Below are 23,926 nucleotides of genomic sequence, written 5' to 3'. Positions count from 1 at the left end.
CCCGTTTCATTCAGTGAGAGCGAAATGAGCACCAAAGTTTTTGTCGACGGCCAGGAAGGCACGACCGGCCTCAAGATCTTCGAATACCTGTCGGCACGCAGCGACATCGAGATCCTGCGCATCGATGAAGCGAAGCGCAAGGACGTCGAAGAGCGCCGCCGCCTGATCAACGCGTCGGACGTCACGTTCCTGTGCCTGCCGGACGTTGCATCGCGCGAATCGGCGTCGCTTGTCGAGAATCCGAACACGACGCTGATCGACGCGAGCACCGCGTTCCGCACCAGCGCCGACTGGGCGTACGGCCTGCCGGAACTGACCCGCGCGCAGCGCGAGAAGATTCACACGTCGAAGCGCATCGCCGTGCCGGGCTGCCACGCGTCGGCGTTCGTGCTCGCGATGCGTCCGCTCGTCGATGCGGGCATCGTCGCACCGACGTTCGCCGCGCACAGCTACTCGATCACCGGCTACAGCGGCGGCGGCAAGTCGATGATCGCCGACTACGAAAACGCGGCGCCGGGCGGCAAGCTCGCAAGCCCGCGCCCGTACGCGCTCGGCCTCACGCACAAGCACCTGCCGGAAATGGCCGCGCACACGGGCCTCGCGAACCCGCCGATCTTCACGCCGATCGTCGGTCCGTTCCTGAAGGGTCTCGCGGTGACGACCTACTTCACGCCCGAGCAGTTCGCGAAGCGCACGACGCCGCAGGACGTGCAGCGCGTGTTCGCCGAGTACTACGCGGACGAAGCATTCGTGCGCGTCGCGCCGTTCGATGCGGACGCGAACCTCGATGGCGGCTTCTTCGACGTGCAGGCGAACAACGACACGAACCGGGTCGACCTGTTCGTGTTCGGCAACGAAGAGCGCTTCGTCACGGTCGCGCGCCTCGACAACCTCGGCAAGGGCGCATCGGGCGCCGCGATCCAGTGCATGAACCTGAGCATCGGCGCGGCCGAGGACGCCGGTCTCAAACGCTGATTCAACATCGCATGCAATGCAAAGCCGGCCACTGGCCGGCTTTTTATTTACTCGTATCAGGCAATATATAAAAAATTCCGAACTGCGCATTTACAAATATTTACAAGCTTTCAATTGCGCGATTACCAGTGAATTAATCCCACCCCACCTTCATCCAGTCAATCCCGAATAGGGATAAACCGGATACCGCCGCTTTAAACGCTGCCGTTATACGCAGGAAGGCTCTTCCCCAGCCTGTCCAGCGTCGCGCATTCCCCACTCCGGCCACTTCCCGCAGCCCGTCGCGCGTTTTAATTCTTACCGAATGCCGTGCCGGACAACGATTAAATACACGACACCCGTTTCAATCGCCTTTTTTAGACGGGTTCATCAATTGACAGCAAAAATCAAGGCGGCGACATTAGCTCGCACAATTAAACGATTGGAGACAGCGGCATGTCGCACGCCTTATCGAAGGGGGTGGCAACGGCCTTTGCCATTGCCCCTTTCCTGGTTGCATGTGGTGGGGGGGACGGCGGCGCACCCGCGCCGATCAATGCGCCCCAATGTTCCGGATCAAGCTGCGGCACGCAAGGGCCGCCGCCGTCACAGCCCGTCAACGGTTCGCTGTGCCCGGCCAACGCCGACATCGTGAAGAGCACATACCTCGGCGGCGCCGGTAGCGGCGAGATCGTCAGCGTCAACATCGACGCCGTGGCGATGACCTACACGCTCAAGTGGCTCGAATCGCCGATTCCGCTCGCGACCGGCACGGTCACGCCGAGCCGCGCAGGCACGACGATCACCGGCGCGGTCATGCACCCGCCGACCGGCACGCTGCCGACCGCGGAGCAGACGCGCTGCGCGTTCGTCCTCACGCCGGGCACGGGCAAGGCGCCGGACGGCTCGACCTATTCGACGGCCGCCGACTTCAACCAGGCGAACCCGCCGATGCTGCTGGTCGGCATGGGCGTCGCGGGCGGCGGCATTCCGGGTGCGACGGTCCAGTACGACGGGCTGACGATCGCGCTCGCCGGCATTCCGCTCTACCAGAACGTCGGCCAGGTGCCGAAGCGCCACTTCGACTTCTATCCGTTCCTCGGCTTCGCGAACACGACGACCGACATCACGAAGCTGCCGGGTACGTACAACGCGCTGATCTACCACCTCGTGCCGTCGGGCAACTACGCGACGAAGGGCACGAACTCGAGCGAGACGTTCGACGGGAACGGTGCGTGCACGTCGACAAGCGCGGGCGGCTGCCAGACGACCGGCAATCCGTGGGCCGCGAACACCGCGAACGGCGGCTACTTCGACAGCACGAAGGCACCGCAGACGCTGCCGCAAACGCAGTTGCCGATCATCGGCGCGACCGGCAAATCGGCGACCGCGCACATGGTGATCGGCCAGCTCAACGGCGCGACGGTGCCGGTGATCGTGCGGACGGGCAACGTGAACCTCGGCACGGCGCCGCTGCACACCGATGCGCAGGTCGACGACGAATCGGGCATCGCGGTGCTCGGCTCGGCGACGGCGATCACGTCGGGAGCGATCGACGGCGGCTACGCGGGCGCGGACTCGAACTTCAAGTACACGGCTGCGCTGATCCGCGGCAGCAACGCGTCGTTCATCAATCCGAGCACGCAGGCCGAGGAAGACGGCTTCACGCTCGACTACGGCCAGGCGACGCCGGGCCTGCTGAACGCGACGACGGCACCGCCGAGCGGTGCGAGCTACCCGTCCGCATCGGGCGTGGTGATCGCGACGGGCGGGCTGTACGCGGCGCTGATCCAGGGCACGGTGAACGGCGGCGTCACGTCGACGTCGGCGAACGCGAGCACGTCGTCGACACCGTACTTCGGCGTGGGCGCGCAGATCAGCAAGTAGAGCGAACGAGGACGCGACGGCGGGCTGGCCGCCGTCGCGTAACGCACGAGGCGCGCGGCACGGCGCAGGCAGGACGAGCACAACCAACAGAAGCGGCCGACAGGGAGCTGGCCGCCGCACAAGACAAATCTGGAGGAGCAACATGAAGCGCAACCTCATTCTGGCGGCGGCCCTTGCCGCCCCCCTTCTTTCCGCCTGCGGCGGCGGCAGCGACAACCCGCCCCCGCTCGTCGAAGACCGGCTCTGTCCTACCTCGCTCGACTACACCACCGTGTTTACGGGTGGCGCGGGCAGCGGCGAACTCGCGAAGGTCCAGCTCGACACGACCAAGATGACCTGGCAGGTCACGTACGTCGAATCGGCCGTGCCGCAAACGACCGGCACCGTCGTGCCGACCCGCGCGGGCACCGTCGACAGCGGCACGCTCACGCAGGAAACACTGCTGCCGACCAACAAGCTGAACCAGTGCGCGTTCCGCCTGAACGGCGCGAGCCTCGACGCGTCGCGGCCGGCACGCATCTTCGTCGGCTTCGGCGTAGCGGGCGGCACGATTCCCGGCAAGGAAATCCAGTTCAACGGCGTGCTCGGCCAGGCCGCGGTGCCCGACACGAAATTCCCGTACTACCCGTTCATCGGCTTCTCGTCGATCGAAACCGACATCACGAAGGTTGCGGGCACATACAGCCACGTGGGCTTCGGTGAAGTGCCGTCGCAGAACTTCGCGCCGGCATCGATCGACGCGAAGGTGACGATCAACGCCGACGGCACCTGGACCAAGTGCGACACGACCGGCCAGTTCGCCGGCGGCGCGTGCACGCAGCGCGGCACGAACTTCGTGCAGTCGGCGGACGGCAGCGGCGCATTCCAGTCGAACAACTACGCGAGCCAGCTGAAACCGACGCTGTCGGCGACGCCGCAGGGCAAGGGCTTCATGATCGTCGGCAAGCTGCGCAACCAGCTCGTGCCGATCCTCGTGCGCACGGGCGTCGCGAACCCGAACCCGACGCCCGACAGCAACGGCGTGCCGGGCCTCACCGCCGACGACGAATCGAGCATCTCGATCCTCGCGCCGCAGACGACGATCGCGGCCGGCTCGCAGAACGGCGAGTACATCGGCGTCGACAGCCAGTTCGACTATCGCACCACCGCGCTGACGAACAACCAGGCGACGCTGCTCGATCCGTTCAACGCGTCGCAGGCTTCGCTCGCGACCGCGCTCGACCTCGACTACACGCAGAAGGTGCCGGGCACGGTCACGACGATCCACACGGGTGCCAGCAGCTCGACGCCGACCGGCAAGTTCATCTTCACGGGTGGCGTGTTCGGTTTCCTCGACAACGCCGGATCGACGCCGTATTTCACGATCGGCGCGTTCGTCCAGTAAGCGGAGGGGGAAGCCGTGATGAAGAAAACCCTTCTCTGTGCGGCGGCCGGCGCCGCCGTGCTGGCGCCGCTCGCGGCGCACGCGCAGAGCGCCGGAAGCAACGTCGTCACGCTGGGCTGGTTCCACGTGATGCCGCAGCAGAGCAGCACGCCGATGACGACCAACGTCGCGCCGACGCCGATCAACACGCCGCTGCGGCTGCCGTCGTCGTTCACGTCGCCGGGCACCGGGCTGCGCACGAGCGGCGCCGACACCGTCGGCCTGACGGTCAGCCACTTCCTGACCGACCACATCGCGGTCACGTCGGTGGCCGGCGTGCCGCCGGTGTTCAAGGTGTCGGGCCAGGGCACGATCAGGCCGCCCGGCCCTGCCGGCGCGCTCGGCACGCAGAACATCGGGCTCGCGTCGGTCAACCCGATCGTGAAGAGCGTGCGGCAGTGGAGCCCGGCGATGCTGCTGCAGTACTACTTCGGCGCGGCAACCGCGAAGTTCCGGCCGTTCCTCGGCCTCGGCGTGTCGTACAACTGGTTCAGCGACCTGCAGCTCAACACGAACTTCATCAAGCAGACGCAGGACAACCTCGGCGCGATTCTCGCGGCGGGCGCGGGCAAGCCGGGTACGACATCGGTGGAGGCGAAGGCGTCGTCGTCATGGCAGCCGGTGTTCAACGCGGGCCTGCAGTACAACATGACCGAGCATTTCGGGCTGATCGCGTCGGTGACGTACATCCCGCTGAAGACGACGTCGACGGTGACGATCAAGGCGGCCGACGGCACGGTGCTCTCGGAGTCGAAATCGGACCTGAAGGCCGACCCGATCATCAGCTACGTCGGGATGACGTACAAGTTCTAAGCGCGGCGACGGACGACGAATGGAAAGCCGCGACAAAATCGCAGGCAAAAAAAAGCCCGCCTAAGAGGCGGGCTGAATCCATATCAGAGGAGACATGGAGGAGACAGGTGCAACTATAGCGAATCGGTTTCCGCAATGCAACATTTCCGTAGAGAAAATAAGGATTTTCCCTCGAATGCTGCCTCTAGACCGCCTTCATTGCATCTGACCCCACCCTGTTTACCCGGTCGAGCACTTCGCCCAGCGCATCGCGCAGCAGCGCGACGGGCCGCACCAGGCGGCCCGGCAGCGCGCCGTGCACGATCCACACGTTGATCCGCGTCTCCAGCCCCACCGTTTCCACCACCCTCAGCGCATCGCGATGCGCGCTGCGCGCCAGCGCGTTCGGCGTGGCAATGCCGATGCCCGCGCCGCGCGCGACGAGCGACAGCTGCAGCTCCGAGCCGAACGCCTCGACCGCGACGTCGAACGGCAGCCCCGCCGCGCCAAGCATGCGGCTCAGCGCCGAACGCATCCCGCAGCCGTCCTGGCTCAGCACCCACGGAAAACCCGACAGCGTGTCGATCGACAGCGGACCGTCCGGCAGCGGAAAGTCGCGCGCGGCGACGAGCACCGTCGGCTGCGTGCCGAGCAGCGTCGACGTGAACGTGTCGGGCAGTGCCGAACTGGCCGGCACCATCACGGTTGCGACGTCGAGCGTGCCGCGCTCGACGCCCTGCATCAGCGCCGGCGACCAGCCGGCCGTCACGCGCAACGTGAGCCGCGGGAACGCGTCGCGCAGCCGGTCGATCGGCTGCTCGAGCGCCAGCTCGGACAGGAACGGCGGCACGCCGATGCGCAGCTCGCCGGACGGCTCGCTGTCCGGCGTGCCCGCCGCCATCAGCTCATCGACCGCGCCCAGCACGTTGCGCGCGAGCGCGTAGACGTCGCGCCCGGCGGCGGTCGGCTTCAGCGGCTTGCTTTGCCGTTCGAGCAGCGGCAGGCCGAGCAGCGTTTCGAGGTTCTGCACGCGCCGCGTCAGGCCCGGCTGCGTCAGATGGAGCTTCGCGGCCGCGGCAACCATCGACCCGCTGTCGACCACCGCGACGAACGCCTGGAGATCACGCGTATTCAAAACAAACTCGCATAATCATGTTAGAGATATTTCAATTGTCGCATAAACATCAGGCACCTAGGATGGGGATTCCTTCGACCCACTCGCCAGGCTTCCGATGAACTGCCCCGCCAATCCCTGCCCCGCCGACGTTCGCACGCGCGCCGGCACGCCGCCCGCGCTGAGCGCGGGCATGACGCTGTTCTTCGCCGCGACGGTCGGCGTGATCGTGATGGATCTGTTCGCCGCGCAACCGCTGACGGGCCCGATCAGCGCCGACCTGCACCTGCCGCCCGGCCTGGCCGGCCTCGTCGCGATGCTGCCGCAGCTCGGCTACGCCGCCGGGCTCGTGCTGCTCGTCCCGCTGGTCGACCTGCTCGAGAATCGTCGCCTGATCGTCGCGACGCTGGCCGTGTGTGCGGCCGCGCTCGCGCTGCCGGCGTTCACGCGGTCGGGCACCGTGTTCCTGCTGGCGACGCTCGTGGCCGGCGCCGCATCGAGCGTGATCCAGATGCTCGTGCCGATGGCCGCGTCAATTGCACCCGAGGCGCAGCGCGGCCGCGCGGTCGGCAACGTGATGAGCGGGCTGATGCTCGGCATCCTGCTGTCGCGGCCGCTCGCGAGCCTGATCGCGGGCTCGGCCGGCTGGCGCGGGTTCTACGTGCTGGCCGCGGTCGCGAACGCCGCGATCGCCGTCGTGCTCGCGCTGCGCCTGCCGTCGCGCACGCCGTCGATCACGGCCGGCTACCGCGCGTTGCTCGCGTCGATGGGGCGCCTGCTCGCCGACGAGCCGGTGCTGCGCCGGCATGCGCTGTCGGCCGCACTCGCGATGGCCGCGTTCAGCGCATTCTGGACCGCGGTCGGGCTGCGGCTCGCGCAGCCGCCATTCGGCCTCGACCTGCACGGAATCGCGCTGTTCGCGTTCGCCGGCGCCAGCGGTGCGATCGTCACGCCGCTCGCGGGCCGCGCCGGCGACCGCGGCCACGGCCCGGCCGCGCAGCGAATCGCGCACGGCACGATGCTCGTGGCGCTCGTCGTGCTCGGGGTCGCGGGCGCCGGCTGGTTCGGCTTCGACGCACACACGCATCGCGGCCTCGCGCTCGCGCTGCTGGCCGGTGGCGCAGCGCTGCTCGACGCGGGCGTCATCGTCGACCAGACGATCGGCCGCCGCGAGATCAACCTGCTGAACCCGGCCGCGCGCGGCCGCCTGAACGGGCTGTTCGTCGGGCTGTTCTTCATCGGCGGCGCGCTCGGCGCAGTGCTCGCAGGCAGCGCGTGGGCCTGGAGCGGGTGGAGCGCGGTGTGCGGCGTCGGGTTCGCATTCGCCGGTGCAGCCACCTTCTTCGGGCTCACGACCGGACGCGGGGCCGATGCAGCAGCGTTGACTCGTCCGCGTGCATGAGCGAGCGTGAAGCAGGCCCCAAAAAGCCGAACGCCCCGCCCTCTTGCGAGGGACGGGGCGTTCGGCGCACCGGCGTCGGTACGAAATCAGTGACGGACCAACGCCATCATCGCGCCGAAGCCGACGAACAGCCCGCCCGTCAGCCGGTTGAAGATCTTCGCCACGCTCTGGCTCTTCAACGTCGCGCCGATGCGCGTACCGAACGACGCGTAGACCAGATACCAGCTCACCTCGATCACCGCGAACGTGACGACGAGAATGCCGAACTGCGGCAGCGTCGGCTCGGCCGCGTTGATGAACTGCGGCAGCAGCGCGGCCGCGAACAGGATCGCCTTCGGGTTGCTGCCGGCGACCAGGAAGCCGTTGCGGAACAGCGTCCCGCGCGATGCCGGCGCGGCCTGGCGCGAGATGGTTTCGACGTCGGAGGCAGACTGCTCGTCGTCGACACGTGCGCGCCACGCCTTCACGCCCAGGTAGATCAGGTAGGCCGCACCCGCGAAGCGCAACGTGTTGAACATCGCCGGCCATGCCTCGAGCACCGCGCCGAGGCCCGCCGCCGACACCGACAGCATCAGCACCAGCGCCGTGAGGCAGCCGGCCATCGTCCACGTCGAACGCCGCAGCCCGTGCCGCGCGCCGTGCGTCATCACCAGCAGCATGTTCGGGCCCGGAATCGCCGACACGACGAACACCGTCGCCACGAAAAGCCACCACGTATGCAAGTTCATGCCCGCCTCTGCCTCGATGTAAGGGAAAACGAAACGCCGATTATGCCGGTGCGCCGGCCTTCTGTCGCGCGCGGGATCAGCGGCCCGCGCGGCGCAGCGCGACTTCGCCGAGCACCGCGAAATCCTGCTCGCCGCCGCCGTGTGCAAGCGCATCGAGCAGGTTGTCGCGCACGACGCTCGCCACCGGCAGCGGCACCGACACGGCGTCGCCGGCTTCCAGCGCCAGGCGAACGTCCTTCAACCCGAGGCGTGCCTTGAAGCGCGCGGGCTCGTAGCGCCGCTCGGCGATCATCGAGCCATAGCCTTCGTAGACGGGCCCCGGAAACACGCTGCCGGTGATCACGTCGAGGAAGTCGCGCATCGCGACGCCGTGCGCGCCCAGCAATGCAGACGCCTCGCCGAGCGTCTCGATCGCCGACGCGAGCGTGAAGTTCGCGGCGATCTTCGCGACGTTCGCGTGCTGCGGCAGCGAACCGAATCGCCAGGTCTTCTGGCCGATCGCGTCGAACAGCGGCTGCACGCGGTCGATCGCCTCGGCCGGGCCGCCTGCCATGATCGTCAGGCGCGCGGCGGCCGCGACGTCGGGCCGCCCCATCACCGGCGCAGCGACGTAATGGATGCCGCGCGATGCATGCGCGTGCGCAAGCGATTCGGCCAGCGCGACCGACACCGTCGCCATGTTGACGTGGATTAGGCCGCGCGGCGCCTGGGCGAGCAGCGCATCGTCGAAGATCGCGCGCGCCGCGGCGTCGTCGGCCAGCATCGAGAACACCGCGTCGCCGCGAAACGCGTCGGCCGGCGTATCGACGATCTGCGCGCCGACCGCGGCGAGCGGCTCGGCGCGCTCGCGCGACCGGTTCCAGACCCGCACGGTGTGCCCGGCCTTCAGCAGGTTCGTCGCGATTGCCTGCCCCATTTCACCCAGTCCGATAAATCCGAGATCCATTACCCGCTCCTTCGCTCCGTGAAGCGGGGAGTTAAACACAGATGCGCCGCGTCTGCTGGGCAGGCGGCCGGCCATGCGCGGTGCGATACTGCGCGCATGGCGACCGCGACCTTCCGCTTCCATGGCGAGCTGAACGCCTTTCTCCCGCGCGCGCAGCGCGACCGCGCGTTCGGGCACGCATGCGCGCGCGATGCGACGGTGAAGCACGCGGTCGAGGCGCTCGGCGTCCCGCATACCGAAATCGGCCGGCTCTGCGTGAACGACGCGCCGGCCGCACTCGACCGGCCGCTCGACGACGGCGACCGGGTCGAAGCCTTCCCGGAGCGCGCGCAGCCGGCAGAGCGCGGCGCCACCGCGCCGCCACCGGCGCAATGGCGCTTCGTCGCCGACGCGCATCTCGGCGGCCTCGCGCAACTGCTGCGCCTCGCGGGCTTCGACACCTGCTACGACAACCACTACCGCGACGACGAGCTCGCGGCGCTCGCCGCGCGCGAGGGCCGGATCGTGCTGACTCGCGACCGCGAGCTGCTCAAGCGGCGCGCGGTCGAGCGCGGCTGCTACCTGCACGCGCTGCTGCCGGCCGACCAGCTGCGCGAACTGTTCGAGCGGCTCGATCTCGCGCCGCACATGCGGCCGTTCCGGCTGTGCCTGCGCTGCAATGCACCGCTGCATCCGCTCGACGCAGCGGCTGCCGCGCCACGCGTGCCGGCCGGCGTCCGGCAGCGGCACCGGCGCTTCGCCGCGTGCGACGTGTGCCGGCGCGTGTTCTGGGAAGGCTCGCACTGGCGGCGCATGCGCACGGTGGTCGACGCGATGCGCGCGCCGCCGCTGCCACCGCCCGCCGGCGAACACGACGCCTGAAAAAACAAAACCCCGCATGCGTGAACATGCGGGGTCTAGCGACTGGCGGCCGGCGGTGCCGGCCCCGGGCGAAGCGCTTAGTTTGCTGCGCCTGCGTCGTTCGTGCCGGCTGCCGATGCGGCTGCGGCCTTCGCCTTGCCCTTGGCCGAACCGTGTTGCTTCAGCTGGTGCTTCGGCTTGCTGTGATCCTTCTTGGCCGGTGCCGGAGCGGCTGCCGACGTGTCGGCTGCCGGCGCGGACGCCTGTGCGAATGCCGAAACCGATGCGAGCGCGAATGCTGCGGCGATGATCGAAGCGAGCGTCTTCTTCATTGTTCTTCCTTTAGCGGAGAAAAAATCAAACGTACCGGTAAGTAAAGATGCGAGGCATTCGCATCGGAGCCCCAGGAAGCGAGGCCGGCTTTCGCCGTTCCGCCGCGACAAAACCTGACGCACTGGTTCCATAACGCACCGCGTTCGCGGCAAGTTGACACGTTGCTTGCGCCCCTCGGGTTTCCCCGGGGGAGCACGCGCATGCCCTTGCCTGCCACCGCCGCGGCGGCGCCGCCAACGCGCTCGCGCGCCGTCGGGGCGACGCTTATACTGGCGTCCATCCGTCCCTTTCCCCGGAAACCGGATCGCGGCAGGTCGCCAGACCGCCGCCGTCTCGAGGCGCTCAAATTGCCCGATCACAATCTGGACAAACTGAAGATCGACCGGCGTCCGCTCGCACCGGCGCCCCGCCGGCGCCGGTGGCTGCGCTATGCGGTCACGGCCGCGGTCGTCATCGGCGCGATCGCCGCCGGCCTCGCGCTCACCGGCCGGCCGGCCGTCGAAACCACCGCCGTCACGTCCGCCTACCCGTACCAGAACGACACGCAGCTCAATGCGACCGGCTACGTCGTGCCGCAGCGCAAAGCCGCGGTCGCGTCGAAGGGCCAGGGGCGCGTCGAATGGCTCGGCGTGCTAGAAGGCACGCGCGTGAAGAAGGACGAGATCATCGCGCGCCTCGAAAGCCGTGACGTCGAGGCCTCGCTGGCGCAGGCGCTCGCGCAGGTGAAGGTCGCCCGCGCGAACCTCGGCGTCGAGCAGGCCGAACTGAAGGACGCCGAGATCGCGCTGCGCCGCACGTCGGCGCTCGCGCCACGCGGTGCCGTGCCGGCCGCGCAGCTCGACACCGACACGGCCCGCGTGAACAAGGCGCGCGCGTCGCTCAGCAGCGACCAGGCCGCGATCTCGTCAGCGCAAGCCAATGCGCAGGCCGCGCAGGTCGCGGTCGACCAGACGGTGATCCGCGCCCCGTTCGACGGCATCGTGCTCGCGAAGCATGCGAACGTCGGCGACAACATCACGCCGTTCTCGTCCGCATCGGACAGCAAGGGCGCGGTCGTGACGATCGCCGACATGGACACGCTCGAGGTCGAGGCCGACGTCGCCGAATCGAACATCGCGAAGATCCGCGCCGAGCAGCCGTGCGAGATCCAGCTCGACGCGCTGCCCGACACGCGCTTCGCGGGCCGCGTGTCGCGCATCGTGCCGACCGTCGACCGCTCGAAGGCCACCGTGCTCGTGAAGGTGCGCTTCGTCGACCGCGACGACCGCGTGCTGCCCGACATGAGCGCGAAGATCGCGTTCCTGTCGAAGCCGGTGTCGGCGCAGGACCGGCAGCCCGTGACGGCCGTGCAGGCAAGCGCCGTCGTCGAGCGCGACGGCCGGCCGGTCGTGTTCATCGTGAAGGACGATATCGTGCACGCGACGGCCGTGACGGCCGGCATGCGCATCGGCGAGCTCGTCGCGATCCGCGGCGTGAAGCCCGGCGACACGGTCGTGCTCGCGCCGGGCGCGAAGCTGAAGGACGGCGCGAAAGTGACCGTCGCGAAGAAGTAGCGCACGCGTGAACGACGCTCCGCCGCCCCTCGTCGAGCTCAGCCACGTCGCGAAGTCGTACCGGCGCGGCAACCAGATCGTGCCCGTGCTGACCGACATCACGCTCGATATCGGCGAAGGCGACTTCGTCGCGCTGATGGGGCCGTCCGGCTCCGGCAAGAGCACGCTGCTGAACCTCGTGGCCGGCATCGACCGGCCCGACAGCGGTGAGCTGCGCGTGGGCGGGCTCGACATCTCGCTGCTCGCGGAGGCGCAACTGGCCGAATGGCGCGCGGCGAACGTCGGCTTCATCTTCCAGTTCTACAACCTGATGCCGGTGCTCACCGCGTTCGAGAACGTCGAGCTGCCGCTGATGCTCACGCACCTGTCGCGCCGCGAGCGGCGCGAGCGCGTCGAACTCGTGCTCGACATGGTGAACCTCGGCGACCGGACGAGCCATTACCCCTCCGAACTGTCGGGCGGCCAGCAGCAGCGCGTCGCGATCGCGCGCGCACTGATCACCGATCCGGTGCTGATCGTCGCCGACGAGCCGACCGGCGACCTCGACCGCGCATCGGCCACCGACGTGCTCGCGATGCTGCAGCGGATGAACGCCGAGCTCGGCAAGACGATCATCATGGTGACCCACGATGCGCACGCGGCCGGCGCCGCGCGCTCGCTCGTGCATCTGGAAAAAGGGGAGCTGATCGATGGGCACGCCGGCTGACCGGCTGCGGGAGCGCGCGCGATGTTCGTGCTGAAGCTGATCGCGCGCAATGCGCTGCGGCACCGGCTGCGCACGCTGCTGACCGTGCTCGGGCTGACCATCGCCGTGCTCGCGTTCGGGCTGCTGCACACCGTGGTCGACGCGTGGTACGCGGGCGCGGCCGCCGCATCCAGCGGGCGGCTCGTCACGCGCAACGCGATCTCGCTCGTGTTTCCGCTGCCCGTTAGCTACGAGAACCGGATCCGCGGCGTCGAAGGCGTGACGGCCGTGGTCCGCTCGAACTGGTTCGGCGGCATCTACCGCGATCCGAAGAACTTCTTCGCGAGCTTCGCGGTATCGGACAACTATCTCGACCTGTACCCGGAATACATCGTCCCGGACCAGCAGCGCGCCGATTACAACCGCGACCGGCGCGGCTGCCTCGTCGGGCGCCAGCTCGCGACGCAGTTCGGCTTCAAGATCGGCGACGTGATCCCGCTGAAGGGCACGATCTATCCGGGCACCTGGGATTTCGTCGTGCGCGGGATCTTCGACGGCCGCGACGACTCGACGATCACGCGCCAGCTCGTGTTCCACTGGGACTACCTGAACGAGACGGTGCGCCAGCGCACGCCGAAGCAGGCCGATCAGGTCGGCGTATTCGTGCTCGGCGTCGCGAACCCCGACGACGGCGCGTCGATCGCGCGCAACGTCGACGCGGTGTTCAAGAACTCGCTCGCCGAAACGCTGACCGAGACCGAGCAGGCGTTCCAGCTCGGCTTCGTCGCGATGTCGAACCAGATCATCGCCGCGATCCGTCTCGTGTCGTACGTGGTGATCCTGATCATCATGGCCGTGATGGCCAACGCGATGGCAATGAGTGCGCGCGAACGCACGGCCGAATACGCGACGCTGAAGGCGCTCGGCTTCGGCCCCGGCTTCCTCGCGCTGATCGTGTTCGGCGAATCGGTCGTGATCGCGGTGGCCGGCGGCGGGCTCGGAATCCTCGCGACGCCGCCCGCCGCGAGCCTGTTCAAGCAGGCGGCCGGCGGCATCTTCCCGGTGTTCAAGGTGTCGACCGAGACGGTCGTGCTGCAGGCCGCGTGCTCGGTCGCGGTCGGCTTCGCGGCCGCGATCGTGCCGGCGTGGCAGGCGGCGCGCGTGCGCGTGGTCGAAGGCCTCAGGGCAATCGGTTAGGTTTGCACATGGCGATCCCGCTCAACTACATCGCGCGCAACCTGTGGACCCGGCGGCTCACCACCGCGCTGACCGCCGGCGGGATGGCGCTCGTGATCTTCGTGTTCGCGACCGTGCAGATGCTCGACGCGGGGCTCACGAAGACGCTCGTGTCGACCGGCGAACCCGACAACGCGGTGGTGATCCGCAAGGGCGCCGAAACCGAGATCCAGAGTTCGATCGACCACCAGCAGGCCAACGCGCTCGAGATGCACCCGGCCGTCGCGCTCGGCCCTGACGGCCGGCCGCTCGTGTCGAAGGAAGCGGTCGTGCTGATTTCGCTGGTGAAGACGTCGTCCGGCAAGCCGTCGAACGTCGTGATCCGCGGCGTGTCGCCGGCCGGCCTCGCGCTGCGCCCGCACGTGAAGCTCGTCGCCGGCCGCATGTTCACGCCCGGCTCGTCGGAAATCATCGTCGGCAGCGCGATCGCGAAAGGGTTCAGCGGCACGCAACTCGGCGACAGCCTGCACTTCGCGCAGCGCGACTGGACCATCGTCGGCATCTTCGACGCGGGCGGCAGCGGCTTCGATTCGGAGATCTGGGGCGACGTCGACCAGTTGATGCAGTCGTTCCGGCGCACCAGCTATTCGTCGATGGTGCTGCGCATCCCGAGCGCCGACGGCTTCGCGCGCTTCAAGGCCGACATCGACGTCGACCCGCGCCTCACCGACGAGGCGAAACGCGAACAGACCTTCTACGGCGACCAGTCAAGGGCGCTGTCGAAGTTCATCAACATCCTCGGCGTCACGCTGTCGACGATCTTCTCGATCGCCGCGATGATCGGCGCGATGATCACGATGTATGCGTCGGTCGCGAACCGCGTCGCCGAGATCGGCACGCTGCGCGCGCTCGGCTTCAAGCGCACCAGCGTGCTCGCCGCGTTCCTGCTCGAAGCGCTGCTGCTCGGCTTCGTCGGCGGCGTCGCGGGGCTCGCGTGCGCGTCGCTGATGCAGTTCGCGTCGTTCTCGACGACCAACTTCCAGACCTTCGCGGACCTGTCGTTCCGCTTCGTGCTGACGCCCGCGATCGTCGTGAAGACGCTGCTGTTCTCGCTCGTAATGGGGCTCGTCGGCGGGTTCCTGCCGGCGATGCGCGCCGCGCGGCTGAAGATCGTCGACGCGCTGCGCGCGCAGTGACGCGCCGCCCCGCCACTCAGCGCTCGCGCGGCACCCACGCGCCGTGGAACCCGGCCGGCACGCGACGCGGCAGGTGTACGGTCGCGACCGGCTCCGCGTCGATCGCCCGCGCATCGAGGATCACGACGTCGCTCGTATCCGTCGCCGCGCGGTAGACCATCACCAGCAGCCAGCCGTCGTCCTCGTCGACGCCACCCGGGCGCGGCACGAACACCGGCTCGCTGTTCTGGTCGCCGGCCGGCACCGCGTAGCGCGTCGTCGTGCCGCTCGCGTGGTCGAAGCGCATCACGCCGCGCATTTCCACGGGGTTCGGCTGCTCGACCGCATACAGGTAACGGTAGCGGCGCCCCGTCCGGCTTTCGTTGATGCGCGGCAGCTCGATGCCGCCGTCGGCGAGCGGCCCTTCGTCGATCAGCCCGTTCGCCGTATCGATCACGTAGCGCCACAGTTCGCCGACCGGGTTGTCGGCGAAGCGGCCCGTGCCCGCGTCGAACCGCAGGAACGACGAATAGCGCACCGCATCGAGCACGATGCACGACGCATCGCAGTCGTACGCGTTCACGACGTGCATGATGAAGCACGGCTCGACGTCGAACCAGCGCACGGCGCCGCCATGGCGCGGCAGCACGCCGATGCGCGCGGGCCGGTCGTCGTGCCAGCGCAGCGGCATCCGGTGGCCCTGCTTCAGCAGCGAGAAGTCGTAGCCGACGTTCAGGTCGAACAGCAGGCTGCGGGTTTCGGTAATCGCGAGGTCGTGCATCATCGACGGCGCGCTCAGGTCGATCTCGATATCGACGCGCTGCACGCCCTGCGCGTCGGCAACGCCGTAGCGCAGCCACGGCGCACGCCAGTCCGCGCGAAACGCGATCAGCTCGCCGGTCACCGGATCGACCTTCGGATGGGCGGTCATCCCGCCGCCGAGGCCTGCGTGCCGCGCGGGCGCGCCGAGCGAATCGAGCGCGGCCGTGATCGCGAACGGCGCGCCGCCCTCCGACAGCGCGAGCAATTCGCCCGCATGCTGCAGCACGCTCACGTTCGGGTTGGTGTCGGGCAGATGCGATGCCTCTTCACGCGCATGCACGGCGGCCCAGCGCTGCGTGCGCGCCCAGCGGTTCCGGTAGCCGGTCGCGCGGCCGCCTTCGAACGCGATCGCGTGCAGCATCGCGGCTTCCGGCCACCACGACAGCACGCCGCTCCCTTCGAAGCGGCCGCCCGGCGGATTCGGGCCGTTGCGCAGCAACGTGCCGGCGAGTTCGTGCGGGATGGCGCCGGTCACGCGCAGGTCGACGAGATCGACCTCGTCGGCGACCGGCGCGATCGCGCCGCGGTTCAGATCGAATGCGGTCATTGCGTCCGATGCTCCTTTCAGCAGTCTTCGGTGGACGGTGGCAGCTCGCCGCGCACCAGCGCGAGCGCATGGTCGCGCACGTCGTCCGGCCAGCCGGCGATCAGCTCGGCGAGCCGCGCCAGGTCGTTTGCATACAGCGCGCGGGCGGCCTCCTCGAAGCCGGGCAGGTCGCCCGCCATCGCCGACATGAAGTGGTACGCACGCGCCTGCGCGTCGCGGAGACGATCGGCCGCCGCATGCGTGCGCCGTGCGTCCTCGACGAGCTTGCGCAACGCGACCGACGCGCCGCCCGGCTGCGCGGCCAGCCATTCCCAGTGACGCGGCAGCAGCGTGACCTCGCGCGACACGACACCGAGCTTCGGCCGGCCGCGGCCGCGCTGTTCGCCCGCGCCAGCCGGCTCGCCGGCGGCACCGGCTGCATCGCCCGACGGCGGCGCGTAGCGCGCGCGGATTTCGTCCGCCGTGCCGCGCAGGTCGAGGTCGATCGAGCGGCCCGTCGCATCGTCGAAGATCAGGATCGCGCCGGGCATCGCATCGCCGGCAGCCTGCCGGACCGCAAGCGCGACCGTCGCGAGCGGGCCCGACGCGAGCCGCCGGTGGCCGTCGAAAGCCGTGCAGGAAGGAAGGAGTGTGGTGTTGGTCATCGTGGTCGCCCGCGGGCTGGAATCGGAATGTCGCTATTTTTATCCGGGTATAAATTGGATGTCAATAACATCCGGGTAAAAATATGGCAATGACATCAACATGGCCCTCGGCCGATCGATTCAAATCGTGAATCGATCAAGTCAGCAATTGGCATGAAAGCGCAATTTTCGACATGACAGAATGACCCGGACGCCCCGCCCTCCGGCCGGCATCACCCACACGAATGGCGCGCACCGATGCGCCTGCCGCACGACGGCACCTTCCGCCCTTCGGAGGAGACAGTCATGAATCCGCTTCACGCGCTGCCGGCGTCCGCGTCGGCAACAGCTCAGCGCACACGCGTGCGCTGGCTGGTGCTGGCCGTCCTGTTCGCGGTCACGACGATCAACTACGCGGATCGCGCGGCTATCGCGATCGCGGGCCCGAGCCTCGCCCGCTCACTGCACCTGAGCCACGTGCAGATCGGCTTCATCTTCTCCGCGTTCGGCTGGTCGTACGTGGTCGCCCAACTACCGGGCGGCTGGCTGCTCGACCGCTACGGGTCGCGTATCGTCTACGCGTTCAGCATCTTCTTCTGGTCGCTGTTCACGCTGCTGCAGGGCTCGATCGGCTTCTTCGGCGGCGCGGTCGCGTTCGCGCTGCTGTTCGGGCTGCGCTTCCTGGTGGGCGCGGCCGAGGCGCCGTCGTTCCCGGCCAATAGCCGGATCGTGTCCGCGTGGTTCCCGGCCGCCGAACGCGGCACCGCATCCGCGATCTTCAACGCCGCGCAGTACGCGGCGACCGTCGTGTTCGCGCCGCTGATGGGCTGGCTCGTGCACGCGTTCGGCTGGCAGTCGGTGTTCGCGGTGATGGGCGTGCTCGGCTTCGCGTTCGTCCTTGTGTGGAACCGCACGATGTACGACCCGAAGGACCACCCGAACATCAACCGCGCGGAACTCGACTACCTCGCCGAAGGCGGTGCGCTCGTCAACATCGACCAGGCGACCGGCAGCCGCGACGGCGGCCCGTCGATGCGCCACGTGAAGGCGCTGCTGAAGAGCCGGATGCTGATCGGCGTGTACGTCGCGCAGTACTGCATCAACGCGCTCACCTACTTCTTCATCACGTGGTTTCCCGTCTATCTCGTGCAGGCGCGCGGGATGTCGATCCTCAACGCGGGGCTCGTCGCGTCGATCCCGGCCGTGTGCGGGTTCCTCGGCGGGATTCTCGGCGGCGTCGTGTCCGACGGGCTGCTCAAGCAGGGCCGCTCGCTGTCGGTCGCGCGCAAGGTGCCGATCGTGTTCGGCATGCTGCTGTCGATGTCGATGATCGTCTGCAACTACACCGACTCGCACGTGCTCGTCGTGCTGTTCATGGCGCTGTCGTTCTTCGGCAAGGGGCTCGGCGCGCTCGGCTGGGCCGTCAACGCCGACACCGCGCCGCGCCAGATCGCGGGCTTGAGCGGCGCGCTGCTCAACACGTGCGGCAACCTCTCCAGCATCACGACGCCGATCGCGATCGGCTACATCGTCGACCGCAGCGGCTCGTTCAACGGCGCGCTCGTCTATGTCGTCGCGCACGCGCTCGTCGCCGTGATCTGCTACCTGTTCGTCGTCGGCGACATCCGCCGCGTCGAGCTTCAATGAACGGCACGGGCCGCGCCGGCGCAGCCGGCGGCCCGCGCACCACCGGAACCAGGAGCGAACCGATGTCCGAATCCCGCCGTGCCGGCACCCCGCGCGTCACGCGCATGCAGGTGATTCCCGTCGCCGGCCGCGACAGCATGCTGCTCAACCTGTGCGGCGCGCACGCACCGTACTTCACGCGCAACCTCGTGATCCTCGACGACAGCAGCGGACACACGGGCGTCGGCGAAGTGCCGGGCGGCGAAGGCATCCGCCACGCGCTCGAGCGCATGACGGATCTCGTGGTCGGCCAGTCGATCGGACGCTACCAGGCGACGCTCAACGCGGTGCGCGCGGCGCTGTCCGGCGCGGGCCCGGGTGCGGGCCGCACGATCCGGCACGAGGTGACGTCGGCCGGCGAGGCGGCCGTGCTGCGCCAGCCGCACGAGATCAACCTGCGGCTCGACAACGTGATCACCGCGATCGAGGCGGCGCTGCTCGACCTGCTCGGCCAGCACCTCGACGTGCCGGTCGCGGCGCTGCTCGGCGAAGGCCAGCAGCGTGACGCGGTGCCGATGCTCGCATACCTGTTCTATATCGGCGATCGCGGCCGCACCGACCTGCCATATCGCGACGAAGCGCAGGCACGCACCCCGTGGTTCCGGCTGCGCAACGAGGAAGCGCTCACACCGGCCGCGATCGCGCGACAGGCCGAAGCCGCGGTCGATCGCTACGGCTTCGCCGATTTCAAGCTGAAGGGCGGCGTGATGGCCGGCGCCGACGAGATGGAAGCGATCGCCGCGATCAAGGCGCGCTTCCCGGACGCGCGCGCGACGCTCGACCCGAACGGCGCGTGGTCGCTCGACGAGGCCGTCGCGCTGTGCCGCGGGCAAGGCCACCTGCTCGCGTATGCGGAGGATCCGTGCGGGCCGGAAGGCGGTTATTCGGGCCGCGAGGTGATGGCCGAATTCCGCCGTGCCACGGGAATCCCGACCGCGACCAACATGATCGCGACCGACTGGCGGCAGATGGATCATGCGGTACGGCTGCAGGCGGTCGACATCCCGCTCGCCGATCCGCATTTCTGGACGATGCAGGGGTCGGTGCGGCTCGCGCAGCTGTGCCGCGACTGGGGGCTCACGTGGGGCTCGCACTCGAACAACCATTTCGACGTGTCGCTCGCGATGTTCACGCATGCGGCAGCGGCCGCGCCCGGCACGATCACCGCGATCGATACTCACTGGATCTGGCAGGAAGGCGATGCGCGGCTCACGCGCGAGCCGCTCGAGATCGTCGGCGGCCAAGTGGCCGTGCCGGAGCGGCCGGGGCTCGGGATCGAGCTCGACATGGCGCAGGTCGAGGCCGCGCACGCGCTGTACAACGCGGTGGGCGGCACCGCGCGCGACGATGCGGTCGCGATGCGCTATCTGGTGCCGGGGTGGACGTACGATCCGAAGCGGCCGAGTTTCGGGCGGGGGTGAGGGTGGCGGCGGGTGGTTGCCAAACTCGGCAAACGTCCGCATCCTGCCGGCTGCCTGAATCGGCCTGCACGGCGAACGGTTCGGCAGCCCACCCATCCGACAGAAAAGCGCTCGCCATGACGTCTCCCGATTCGACACCGCGACAGATCGTCGTCCTCATCCTGTATTCGGTGCTGAGTCTGCCCGCGAGTGTGACCGTCGCCGGTTATGTCGCGACCCTGATCACGCGGAACGTATCGAACTTCGAAGGTGGCGCCGGCTACGCGGCGCTCTGGTGGATCATCCTGCTGACGTGCGCATTCTCCGTGCTGTCGATAGTCATCGCCGTGCTGCTGCGGAAAAGAACGGCGATTCTCGCGGTCATTACGGTGGCGTTCGCCGCGTTGGCGGTGCCGACGTTCAGGCTCGCGCACGAACTGCTGACTTGACCGGCCATCGGTCGACCCACCCCGCCGCGTCGAGTGCGGCGCCTGGGTCCGGCCTGTCATCACGGACCAACAAAAACAAAAAGGCCCGATCTCGCTGGGACAGGGAGCAAATCCTTGCGAGCAGTGGGACGCATCTCTTTGCACTCCAACCGCTGAAATCAAAAGCATCTGAAAAACAGACACCGAACAGACGGAAGCTACTCTCTGCACTTTGTCCTAGCTGCTCTGATTTCGCTGCACTTTGTGCACGTGGCGCGGCAGCTACCACGGTCGACGTGTCAGAACCACTGCATACGAATTCACCTCAGCGCTATTGCCGCAACAACCTCATGCCGACTCGCGCCCCTCCCGGAACGCCAGCGCGTCGGCGAGCGCTTGCGTCGAGATCGGGGAGGTGGTCTGGTACAGGAGACTTTCGAGGCAGTGGTTCGGATCAGCAAAATCATCCATGCAATGAGGACGCCGCACACTCAGATACGCCACGCACTGGATATTGTGCGAGATCCGTCACACAAGCAGAGCTTGTTTGCGCGGATGTTTATGCCTCGGTCTGCCCCCAAATATCCGTTTCGCGCTTAACCACGCCGAATTTTTTTCAATTCCTAATAATCGTCTGGGTTTTTCACCGTAAAATCGCGCGGGAAGTAAAAAACAAACCACTGAGAGGCGGTATGGGCACGCGTGACATAATCGGGGCAATTACCGGCGGATTATCGCAGCAGGACCGTCTTCTAAAACTGGACACGCCGGCAGGTCAGAATGTCCTGCTGCCCCACCGCGTGACCGGACGTTCACGGATCGGCCGCGATTATCTCTTCCTGCTCGACTGCGTCTCCACGTCCAGCGATGTTCAGCTCAAAACGCTGATTTCCCAGGCCGTGACCCTCTGGATTCAGTAGGCCGATGGTTCCTATTGCTCACATCACGGCTATGTGCACACGGCCCGTCGGCTTGGAACGGACGGTGGCCTTACTAGCTATCAGCTCGGTTTTTCCTCGTGGATGCACTTCCTGAGGTTCCGTCGCGACCAGCGGCACTGGCAGGACAAGACCGCGGACGAAATCATTGCAGACGTATTCAATGAACATCCGCAGGCGAAGGGCATGTACCGCTTTGCGCTCTCGAAGCCGTTGCCGGCACGTTCCTATTGCCGGCAAGACGAGGCCGACTGGAACTTCGTGCACCGGCTCTTGGAGTCGGAAGGTCTATACGGTGTCTGGCAGCAGGCCACCGATGGCAAATCGCATACGCTGGTGATCACCGATCGCCTCGACACGCTCGAACCGTTGTCGCCGGCCACCGTTGAGTTCTATCGTGCGGGCATACACAGCGAGGCCGATGCCCTGACCCAATGGGCAGGGACCCGGACGCTGCAATCCGTGTTGTTGTCGACGCGCACCTTCGACTACAAAAATCCTTCGACGCCCTTCAATCCGAAAGCGACGTCGGTGCCGACGATGGCCAACCAGGGTGCGTTACCCGCGCAAGCAGAAGTCTATGAATACACCGGTGGCTATACGTATCCGGAACAGGATCGGGGCGACCATTTGTCGAAGATCCGCATGGAGGAGTGGGAGTCGCAGGCCAAACGCTTTCATGGCATCGGCGGTCTACGTGCCATCGATGCGGGTCGGCGCTTCACGCTGACCGGACATCCGGAGCACGATCATGACGCCGCGAACCAGAACGAATTCGCGAGCATCGAGGTGGAGTGGACCATCGAGAACAACCTACCGCTCTCCGGGCATGAAACGAATTTTCCCCACAGCCTGAGTCATGCGCTGGCGCAGGCTCGTGCCGACGACCCCGACCAGACGTTCGGCGTGAGCCACGCTGACGGATCGACGGGGTTTTACCGGATCGCCATCGAGGCGCAGCGCACGACAGTTCCCTACCGCAGCCCGTTCGAACATCGCAAGCCCGAAGCGAAGCTGGAATCAGCGATCGTGGCAGGCCCCAAAGGCCAGGAATGCTATACCGACGAACTGAACCGGGTGAAGGTGCTGTTCATCTGGGATCGGCTCAACGAAGGTGACGACCGCGCGTCGTGCTGGGTGCGCATCGCGCAGTCCGACACCGGCGAGGGCTATGGCAGTGTCCACATGCCGCGCGCGGGTGAGGAACTGCTGATCGGCCATATCGGCAACGACATCGACCGCCCGATTGCGCTTCACCGCGTGTACAACGGCACGGCAAAGCCGCAGTGGCATTCGAACGGCCTGATGTCTGGCTATCAGTCACGGGAGTATGGCGGCGGCGGTGGCTACAACCAACAGGTCATGGACGACTCGACCGGCCAGCCGCGGATGCGCGTGATGAGCAGCCACGGCATGAGCGGCCTGCATCTCGGTTACCAGATCGTCCAGAACGGCAATACCCGGGGCGCCTATGTGGGTAGCGGTTTTACGCTGCGTACCGATAACGCCGGCGCGATTCACGCAGGCGAGGGGCTGTACTTCAGTACCCACTCCACCAGCGTCGATGGCCAGCCACTTGATACCAGCCAGCCACGCGAGATCCTGGCACGCGCCGATCTGCTGGTCGAGTCGCTGTCCTCTGCCAGCGCGACGGCCAGGGGCGAGGACCTGAAGCCGGGACGTGAAGCCCTCGCCGCGTTCGCGAAGGCGACCCAGCACAACAAGGCGGGCGTGTCCAATGGCGGCAGCACAGCCGGCGGCGGGACCGGCAATGCAAACGCCTTTGCCAAGCCCGTCATGCTCGGATCGAGTCAGGAAAGCATGGGCTTGACCACACGCGCGTCGGCGCAGCTGGTGGCCGACGAACACCTGAATTTGGTGAGCGGCAAGGACACGTACTGGGCGGTCGGTAAATCGCTGGTGGCGGGCGTTGCGGAGAAAATCAGCATCTTCGTCCAGCGCGCCGGCATGAAGCTGATCGCAGGAAAAGGCGCGGTCGATATCCAGGCACTCAGCGACCAGTTGCGCCTGCTTTCCGAACTCGGCCTCACGCTCAAGAGCAACAACGGCAGCATCGTGATCGACGCAAAGACCGAACTGATGCTCAAGTGCGGTGGCTCGTATATCCGGATTACCGCCGAAGGCATCGAGGACGGCACCCGCGGTGCGCGTACCGTCAAGTCGGCGTCGTTCAGCCGGCAGGGACCCAGTTCGGTGGCCGAGCACATGAATAGCCTTCCGAAGCCGGCGTTCAATGACAAGTACATCTTGCGCGACCGCATCACGGGCGATCCACTCAAGAACCATCCGTACGAGATCGTTCGCGGCGATGGCACGCGCCTGAGCGGCGTCACCGACGAACTGGGCCATACGACCGAGCAGAAGAACAACGATATCGAAACCGTGATGATCCGTGCGCTGCGACCGGGCGCCAGTAAAGCCTAGGCGGCACACACAACCTCTACCTGCGAACA

Annotated in this window: 20 protein-coding genes and 1 pseudogene; 14 read left to right on the top strand and 7 right to left on the bottom strand. The window is 67.4% G+C overall.

Going from position 1 to position 23,926, the window contains the following annotated elements:
- Positions 1–24 precede the first annotated feature (24 nt).
- From argC to BCO18175_RS28405, 4 genes are all read left to right on the top strand, one after another.
- Positions 25–975, top strand: coding sequence for an N-acetyl-gamma-glutamyl-phosphate reductase (argC, locus tag BCO18175_RS28420; RefSeq protein ID WP_174985971.1), 951 nt, complete (start codon positions 25–27; stop codon positions 973–975).
- A 435-nt stretch (positions 976–1,410) separates the two neighbouring features.
- Positions 1,411–2,841: a DUF2957 domain-containing protein gene (locus tag BCO18175_RS28415; RefSeq protein ID WP_174985969.1), complete on the top strand. Its 1,431-nt coding sequence runs from the start codon at positions 1,411–1,413 to the stop codon at positions 2,839–2,841.
- A 142-nt stretch (positions 2,842–2,983) separates the two neighbouring features.
- On the top strand, positions 2,984–4,225 hold the full coding sequence (locus BCO18175_RS28410; RefSeq protein WP_174985967.1) for a DUF2957 domain-containing protein: 1,242 nt from the start codon (positions 2,984–2,986) through the stop codon (positions 4,223–4,225).
- An 18-nt stretch (positions 4,226–4,243) separates the two neighbouring features.
- Entirely contained in the window at positions 4,244–5,077 is an 834-nt protein-coding gene (locus tag BCO18175_RS28405) for an OmpW/AlkL family protein (RefSeq protein ID WP_174985965.1), read from the top strand.
- Positions 5,078–5,261: 184 nt separating this feature from the next.
- Here the strand turns inward: BCO18175_RS28405 and BCO18175_RS28400 are convergent, their stop codons facing one another.
- Positions 5,262–6,191, bottom strand: a complete 930-nt coding sequence (locus tag BCO18175_RS28400) for a LysR family transcriptional regulator (protein WP_174985963.1) — start codon at positions 6,189–6,191, stop codon at positions 5,262–5,264.
- A gap of 97 nt (positions 6,192–6,288) precedes the next feature.
- Between BCO18175_RS28400 and BCO18175_RS28395 the strand changes: the two genes are divergently transcribed.
- Positions 6,289–7,572 (top strand): MFS transporter, encoded by a 1,284-nt coding sequence (locus tag BCO18175_RS28395; protein ID WP_174985961.1) that lies wholly within the window; start codon positions 6,289–6,291, stop codon positions 7,570–7,572.
- Between the two features lie 86 nt (positions 7,573–7,658).
- Here BCO18175_RS28395 and BCO18175_RS28390 read toward each other — a convergent pair whose 3' ends face one another.
- Both BCO18175_RS28390 and BCO18175_RS28385 read right to left on the bottom strand, forming a co-directional pair.
- A complete protein-coding gene (locus tag BCO18175_RS28390) occupies positions 7,659–8,300 on the bottom strand; it encodes a LysE family translocator (RefSeq protein WP_174918420.1) in 642 nt (213 codons plus the stop codon).
- Positions 8,301–8,376: 76 nt separating this feature from the next.
- Complete coding sequence (locus BCO18175_RS28385) at positions 8,377–9,246, bottom strand: NAD(P)-dependent oxidoreductase (RefSeq protein ID WP_039366834.1); 870 nt, start codon at positions 9,244–9,246, stop codon at positions 8,377–8,379.
- A gap of 96 nt (positions 9,247–9,342) precedes the next feature.
- Between BCO18175_RS28385 and BCO18175_RS28380 the strand changes: the two genes are divergently transcribed.
- Positions 9,343–10,107, top strand: a complete 765-nt coding sequence (locus BCO18175_RS28380) for a Mut7-C RNAse domain-containing protein (RefSeq protein ID WP_174985959.1) — start codon at positions 9,343–9,345, stop codon at positions 10,105–10,107.
- A 77-nt stretch (positions 10,108–10,184) separates the two neighbouring features.
- On the opposite strand, the gene BCO18175_RS28375 is transcribed toward BCO18175_RS28380, so the two are convergent.
- Complete coding sequence (locus tag BCO18175_RS28375; protein WP_085043413.1) at positions 10,185–10,418, bottom strand: hypothetical protein; 234 nt, start codon at positions 10,416–10,418, stop codon at positions 10,185–10,187.
- A gap of 348 nt (positions 10,419–10,766) precedes the next feature.
- Between BCO18175_RS28375 and BCO18175_RS28370 the strand changes: the two genes are divergently transcribed.
- The 4 genes from BCO18175_RS28370 to BCO18175_RS28355 are packed head-to-tail and all read left to right on the top strand — an operon-like array spanning position 10,767 to position 15,029.
- Positions 10,767–11,972 (top strand): efflux RND transporter periplasmic adaptor subunit, encoded by a 1,206-nt coding sequence (locus BCO18175_RS28370; RefSeq protein ID WP_174985957.1) that lies wholly within the window; start codon positions 10,767–10,769, stop codon positions 11,970–11,972.
- Positions 11,973–11,979: 7 nt separating this feature from the next.
- On the top strand, positions 11,980–12,678 hold the full coding sequence (locus BCO18175_RS28365; RefSeq protein ID WP_027788609.1) for an ABC transporter ATP-binding protein: 699 nt from the start codon (positions 11,980–11,982) through the stop codon (positions 12,676–12,678).
- Between the two features lie 21 nt (positions 12,679–12,699).
- A complete protein-coding gene (locus BCO18175_RS28360) occupies positions 12,700–13,854 on the top strand; it encodes an ABC transporter permease (protein WP_174985955.1) in 1,155 nt (384 codons plus the stop codon).
- A gap of 8 nt (positions 13,855–13,862) precedes the next feature.
- Entirely contained in the window at positions 13,863–15,029 is a 1,167-nt protein-coding gene (locus BCO18175_RS28355; RefSeq protein WP_174985953.1) for an ABC transporter permease, read from the top strand.
- A 16-nt stretch (positions 15,030–15,045) separates the two neighbouring features.
- Here BCO18175_RS28355 and BCO18175_RS28350 read toward each other — a convergent pair whose 3' ends face one another.
- Both BCO18175_RS28350 and BCO18175_RS28345 read right to left on the bottom strand, forming a co-directional pair.
- Positions 15,046–16,377, bottom strand: coding sequence for a carotenoid oxygenase family protein (locus BCO18175_RS28350; protein ID WP_174985952.1), 1,332 nt, complete (start codon positions 16,375–16,377; stop codon positions 15,046–15,048).
- A gap of 17 nt (positions 16,378–16,394) precedes the next feature.
- Complete coding sequence (locus BCO18175_RS28345; RefSeq protein WP_174985950.1) at positions 16,395–17,021, bottom strand: DUF2239 family protein; 627 nt, start codon at positions 17,019–17,021, stop codon at positions 16,395–16,397.
- A gap of 285 nt (positions 17,022–17,306) precedes the next feature.
- On the opposite strand from BCO18175_RS28345, the gene BCO18175_RS28340 reads away from it, so the two are divergent.
- From BCO18175_RS28340 to BCO18175_RS28330, 3 genes are all read left to right on the top strand, one after another.
- Positions 17,307–18,647, top strand: coding sequence for an MFS transporter (locus tag BCO18175_RS28340; RefSeq protein WP_174985948.1), 1,341 nt, complete (start codon positions 17,307–17,309; stop codon positions 18,645–18,647).
- A 62-nt stretch (positions 18,648–18,709) separates the two neighbouring features.
- Entirely contained in the window at positions 18,710–20,107 is a 1,398-nt protein-coding gene (locus BCO18175_RS28335; protein WP_174985946.1) for an enolase C-terminal domain-like protein, read from the top strand.
- 116 nt (positions 20,108–20,223) lie between these two features.
- The gene (locus BCO18175_RS28330; RefSeq protein ID WP_174985945.1) at positions 20,224–20,535 is read left to right on the top strand and encodes a hypothetical protein; all 312 of its coding nucleotides are present in this window, start codon (positions 20,224–20,226) and stop codon (positions 20,533–20,535) included.
- Positions 20,536–20,862: 327 nt separating this feature from the next.
- Here BCO18175_RS28330 and BCO18175_RS40895 read toward each other — a convergent pair whose 3' ends face one another.
- Positions 20,863–20,985, bottom strand: coding sequence for a hypothetical protein (locus BCO18175_RS40895; RefSeq protein ID WP_302480659.1), 123 nt, complete (start codon positions 20,983–20,985; stop codon positions 20,863–20,865).
- 221 nt (positions 20,986–21,206) lie between these two features.
- Between BCO18175_RS40895 and BCO18175_RS28325 the strand changes: the two are divergent.
- Positions 21,207–23,897: pseudogene (locus BCO18175_RS28325) on the top strand (type VI secretion system Vgr family protein).
- Positions 23,898–23,926 lie beyond the last annotated feature (29 nt).

The sequence above is a fragment of the Burkholderia lata genome, assembly GCF_902499335.1.
Lineage (GTDB): Bacteria > Pseudomonadota > Gammaproteobacteria > Burkholderiales > Burkholderiaceae > Burkholderia > Burkholderia lata_B.
The sequence above is the reverse complement of the archived record's forward strand: the minus strand, read 5'-3'. Positions and strand labels throughout refer to the sequence as shown.

Excerpts from the sequence above, each read along its gene's own strand:
- argC (WP_174985971.1), top strand. The coding sequence starts at position 25 with ATGAGCACCAAAGTTTTTGTCGACGGCCAGGAAGGCACGACCGGCCTC.
- BCO18175_RS28415 (WP_174985969.1), top strand. The coding sequence starts at position 1,411 with ATGTCGCACGCCTTATCGAAGGGGGTGGCAACGGCCTTTGCCATTGCC.
- BCO18175_RS28410 (WP_174985967.1), top strand. The coding sequence starts at position 2,984 with ATGAAGCGCAACCTCATTCTGGCGGCGGCCCTTGCCGCCCCCCTTCTT.
- BCO18175_RS28405 (WP_174985965.1), top strand. The coding sequence starts at position 4,244 with ATGAAGAAAACCCTTCTCTGTGCGGCGGCCGGCGCCGCCGTGCTGGCG.
- BCO18175_RS28395 (WP_174985961.1), top strand. The coding sequence starts at position 6,289 with ATGAACTGCCCCGCCAATCCCTGCCCCGCCGACGTTCGCACGCGCGCC.
- BCO18175_RS28390 (WP_174918420.1), bottom strand. The coding sequence starts at position 8,300 with ATGAACTTGCATACGTGGTGGCTTTTCGTGGCGACGGTGTTCGTCGTG.
- BCO18175_RS28385 (WP_039366834.1), bottom strand. The coding sequence starts at position 9,246 with ATGGATCTCGGATTTATCGGACTGGGTGAAATGGGGCAGGCAATCGCG.
- BCO18175_RS28380 (WP_174985959.1), top strand. The coding sequence starts at position 9,343 with ATGGCGACCGCGACCTTCCGCTTCCATGGCGAGCTGAACGCCTTTCTC.
- BCO18175_RS28375 (WP_085043413.1), bottom strand. The coding sequence starts at position 10,418 with ATGAAGAAGACGCTCGCTTCGATCATCGCCGCAGCATTCGCGCTCGCA.
- BCO18175_RS28360 (WP_174985955.1), top strand. The coding sequence starts at position 12,700 with ATGTTCGTGCTGAAGCTGATCGCGCGCAATGCGCTGCGGCACCGGCTG.
- BCO18175_RS28355 (WP_174985953.1), top strand. The coding sequence starts at position 13,863 with ATGGCGATCCCGCTCAACTACATCGCGCGCAACCTGTGGACCCGGCGG.
- BCO18175_RS28350 (WP_174985952.1), bottom strand. The coding sequence starts at position 16,377 with ATGACCGCATTCGATCTGAACCGCGGCGCGATCGCGCCGGTCGCCGAC.
- BCO18175_RS28345 (WP_174985950.1), bottom strand. The coding sequence starts at position 17,021 with ATGACCAACACCACACTCCTTCCTTCCTGCACGGCTTTCGACGGCCAC.
- BCO18175_RS28340 (WP_174985948.1), top strand. The coding sequence starts at position 17,307 with ATGAATCCGCTTCACGCGCTGCCGGCGTCCGCGTCGGCAACAGCTCAG.
- BCO18175_RS28335 (WP_174985946.1), top strand. The coding sequence starts at position 18,710 with ATGTCCGAATCCCGCCGTGCCGGCACCCCGCGCGTCACGCGCATGCAG.
- BCO18175_RS28330 (WP_174985945.1), top strand. The coding sequence starts at position 20,224 with ATGACGTCTCCCGATTCGACACCGCGACAGATCGTCGTCCTCATCCTG.
- BCO18175_RS40895 (WP_302480659.1), bottom strand. The coding sequence starts at position 20,985 with ATGGATGATTTTGCTGATCCGAACCACTGCCTCGAAAGTCTCCTGTAC.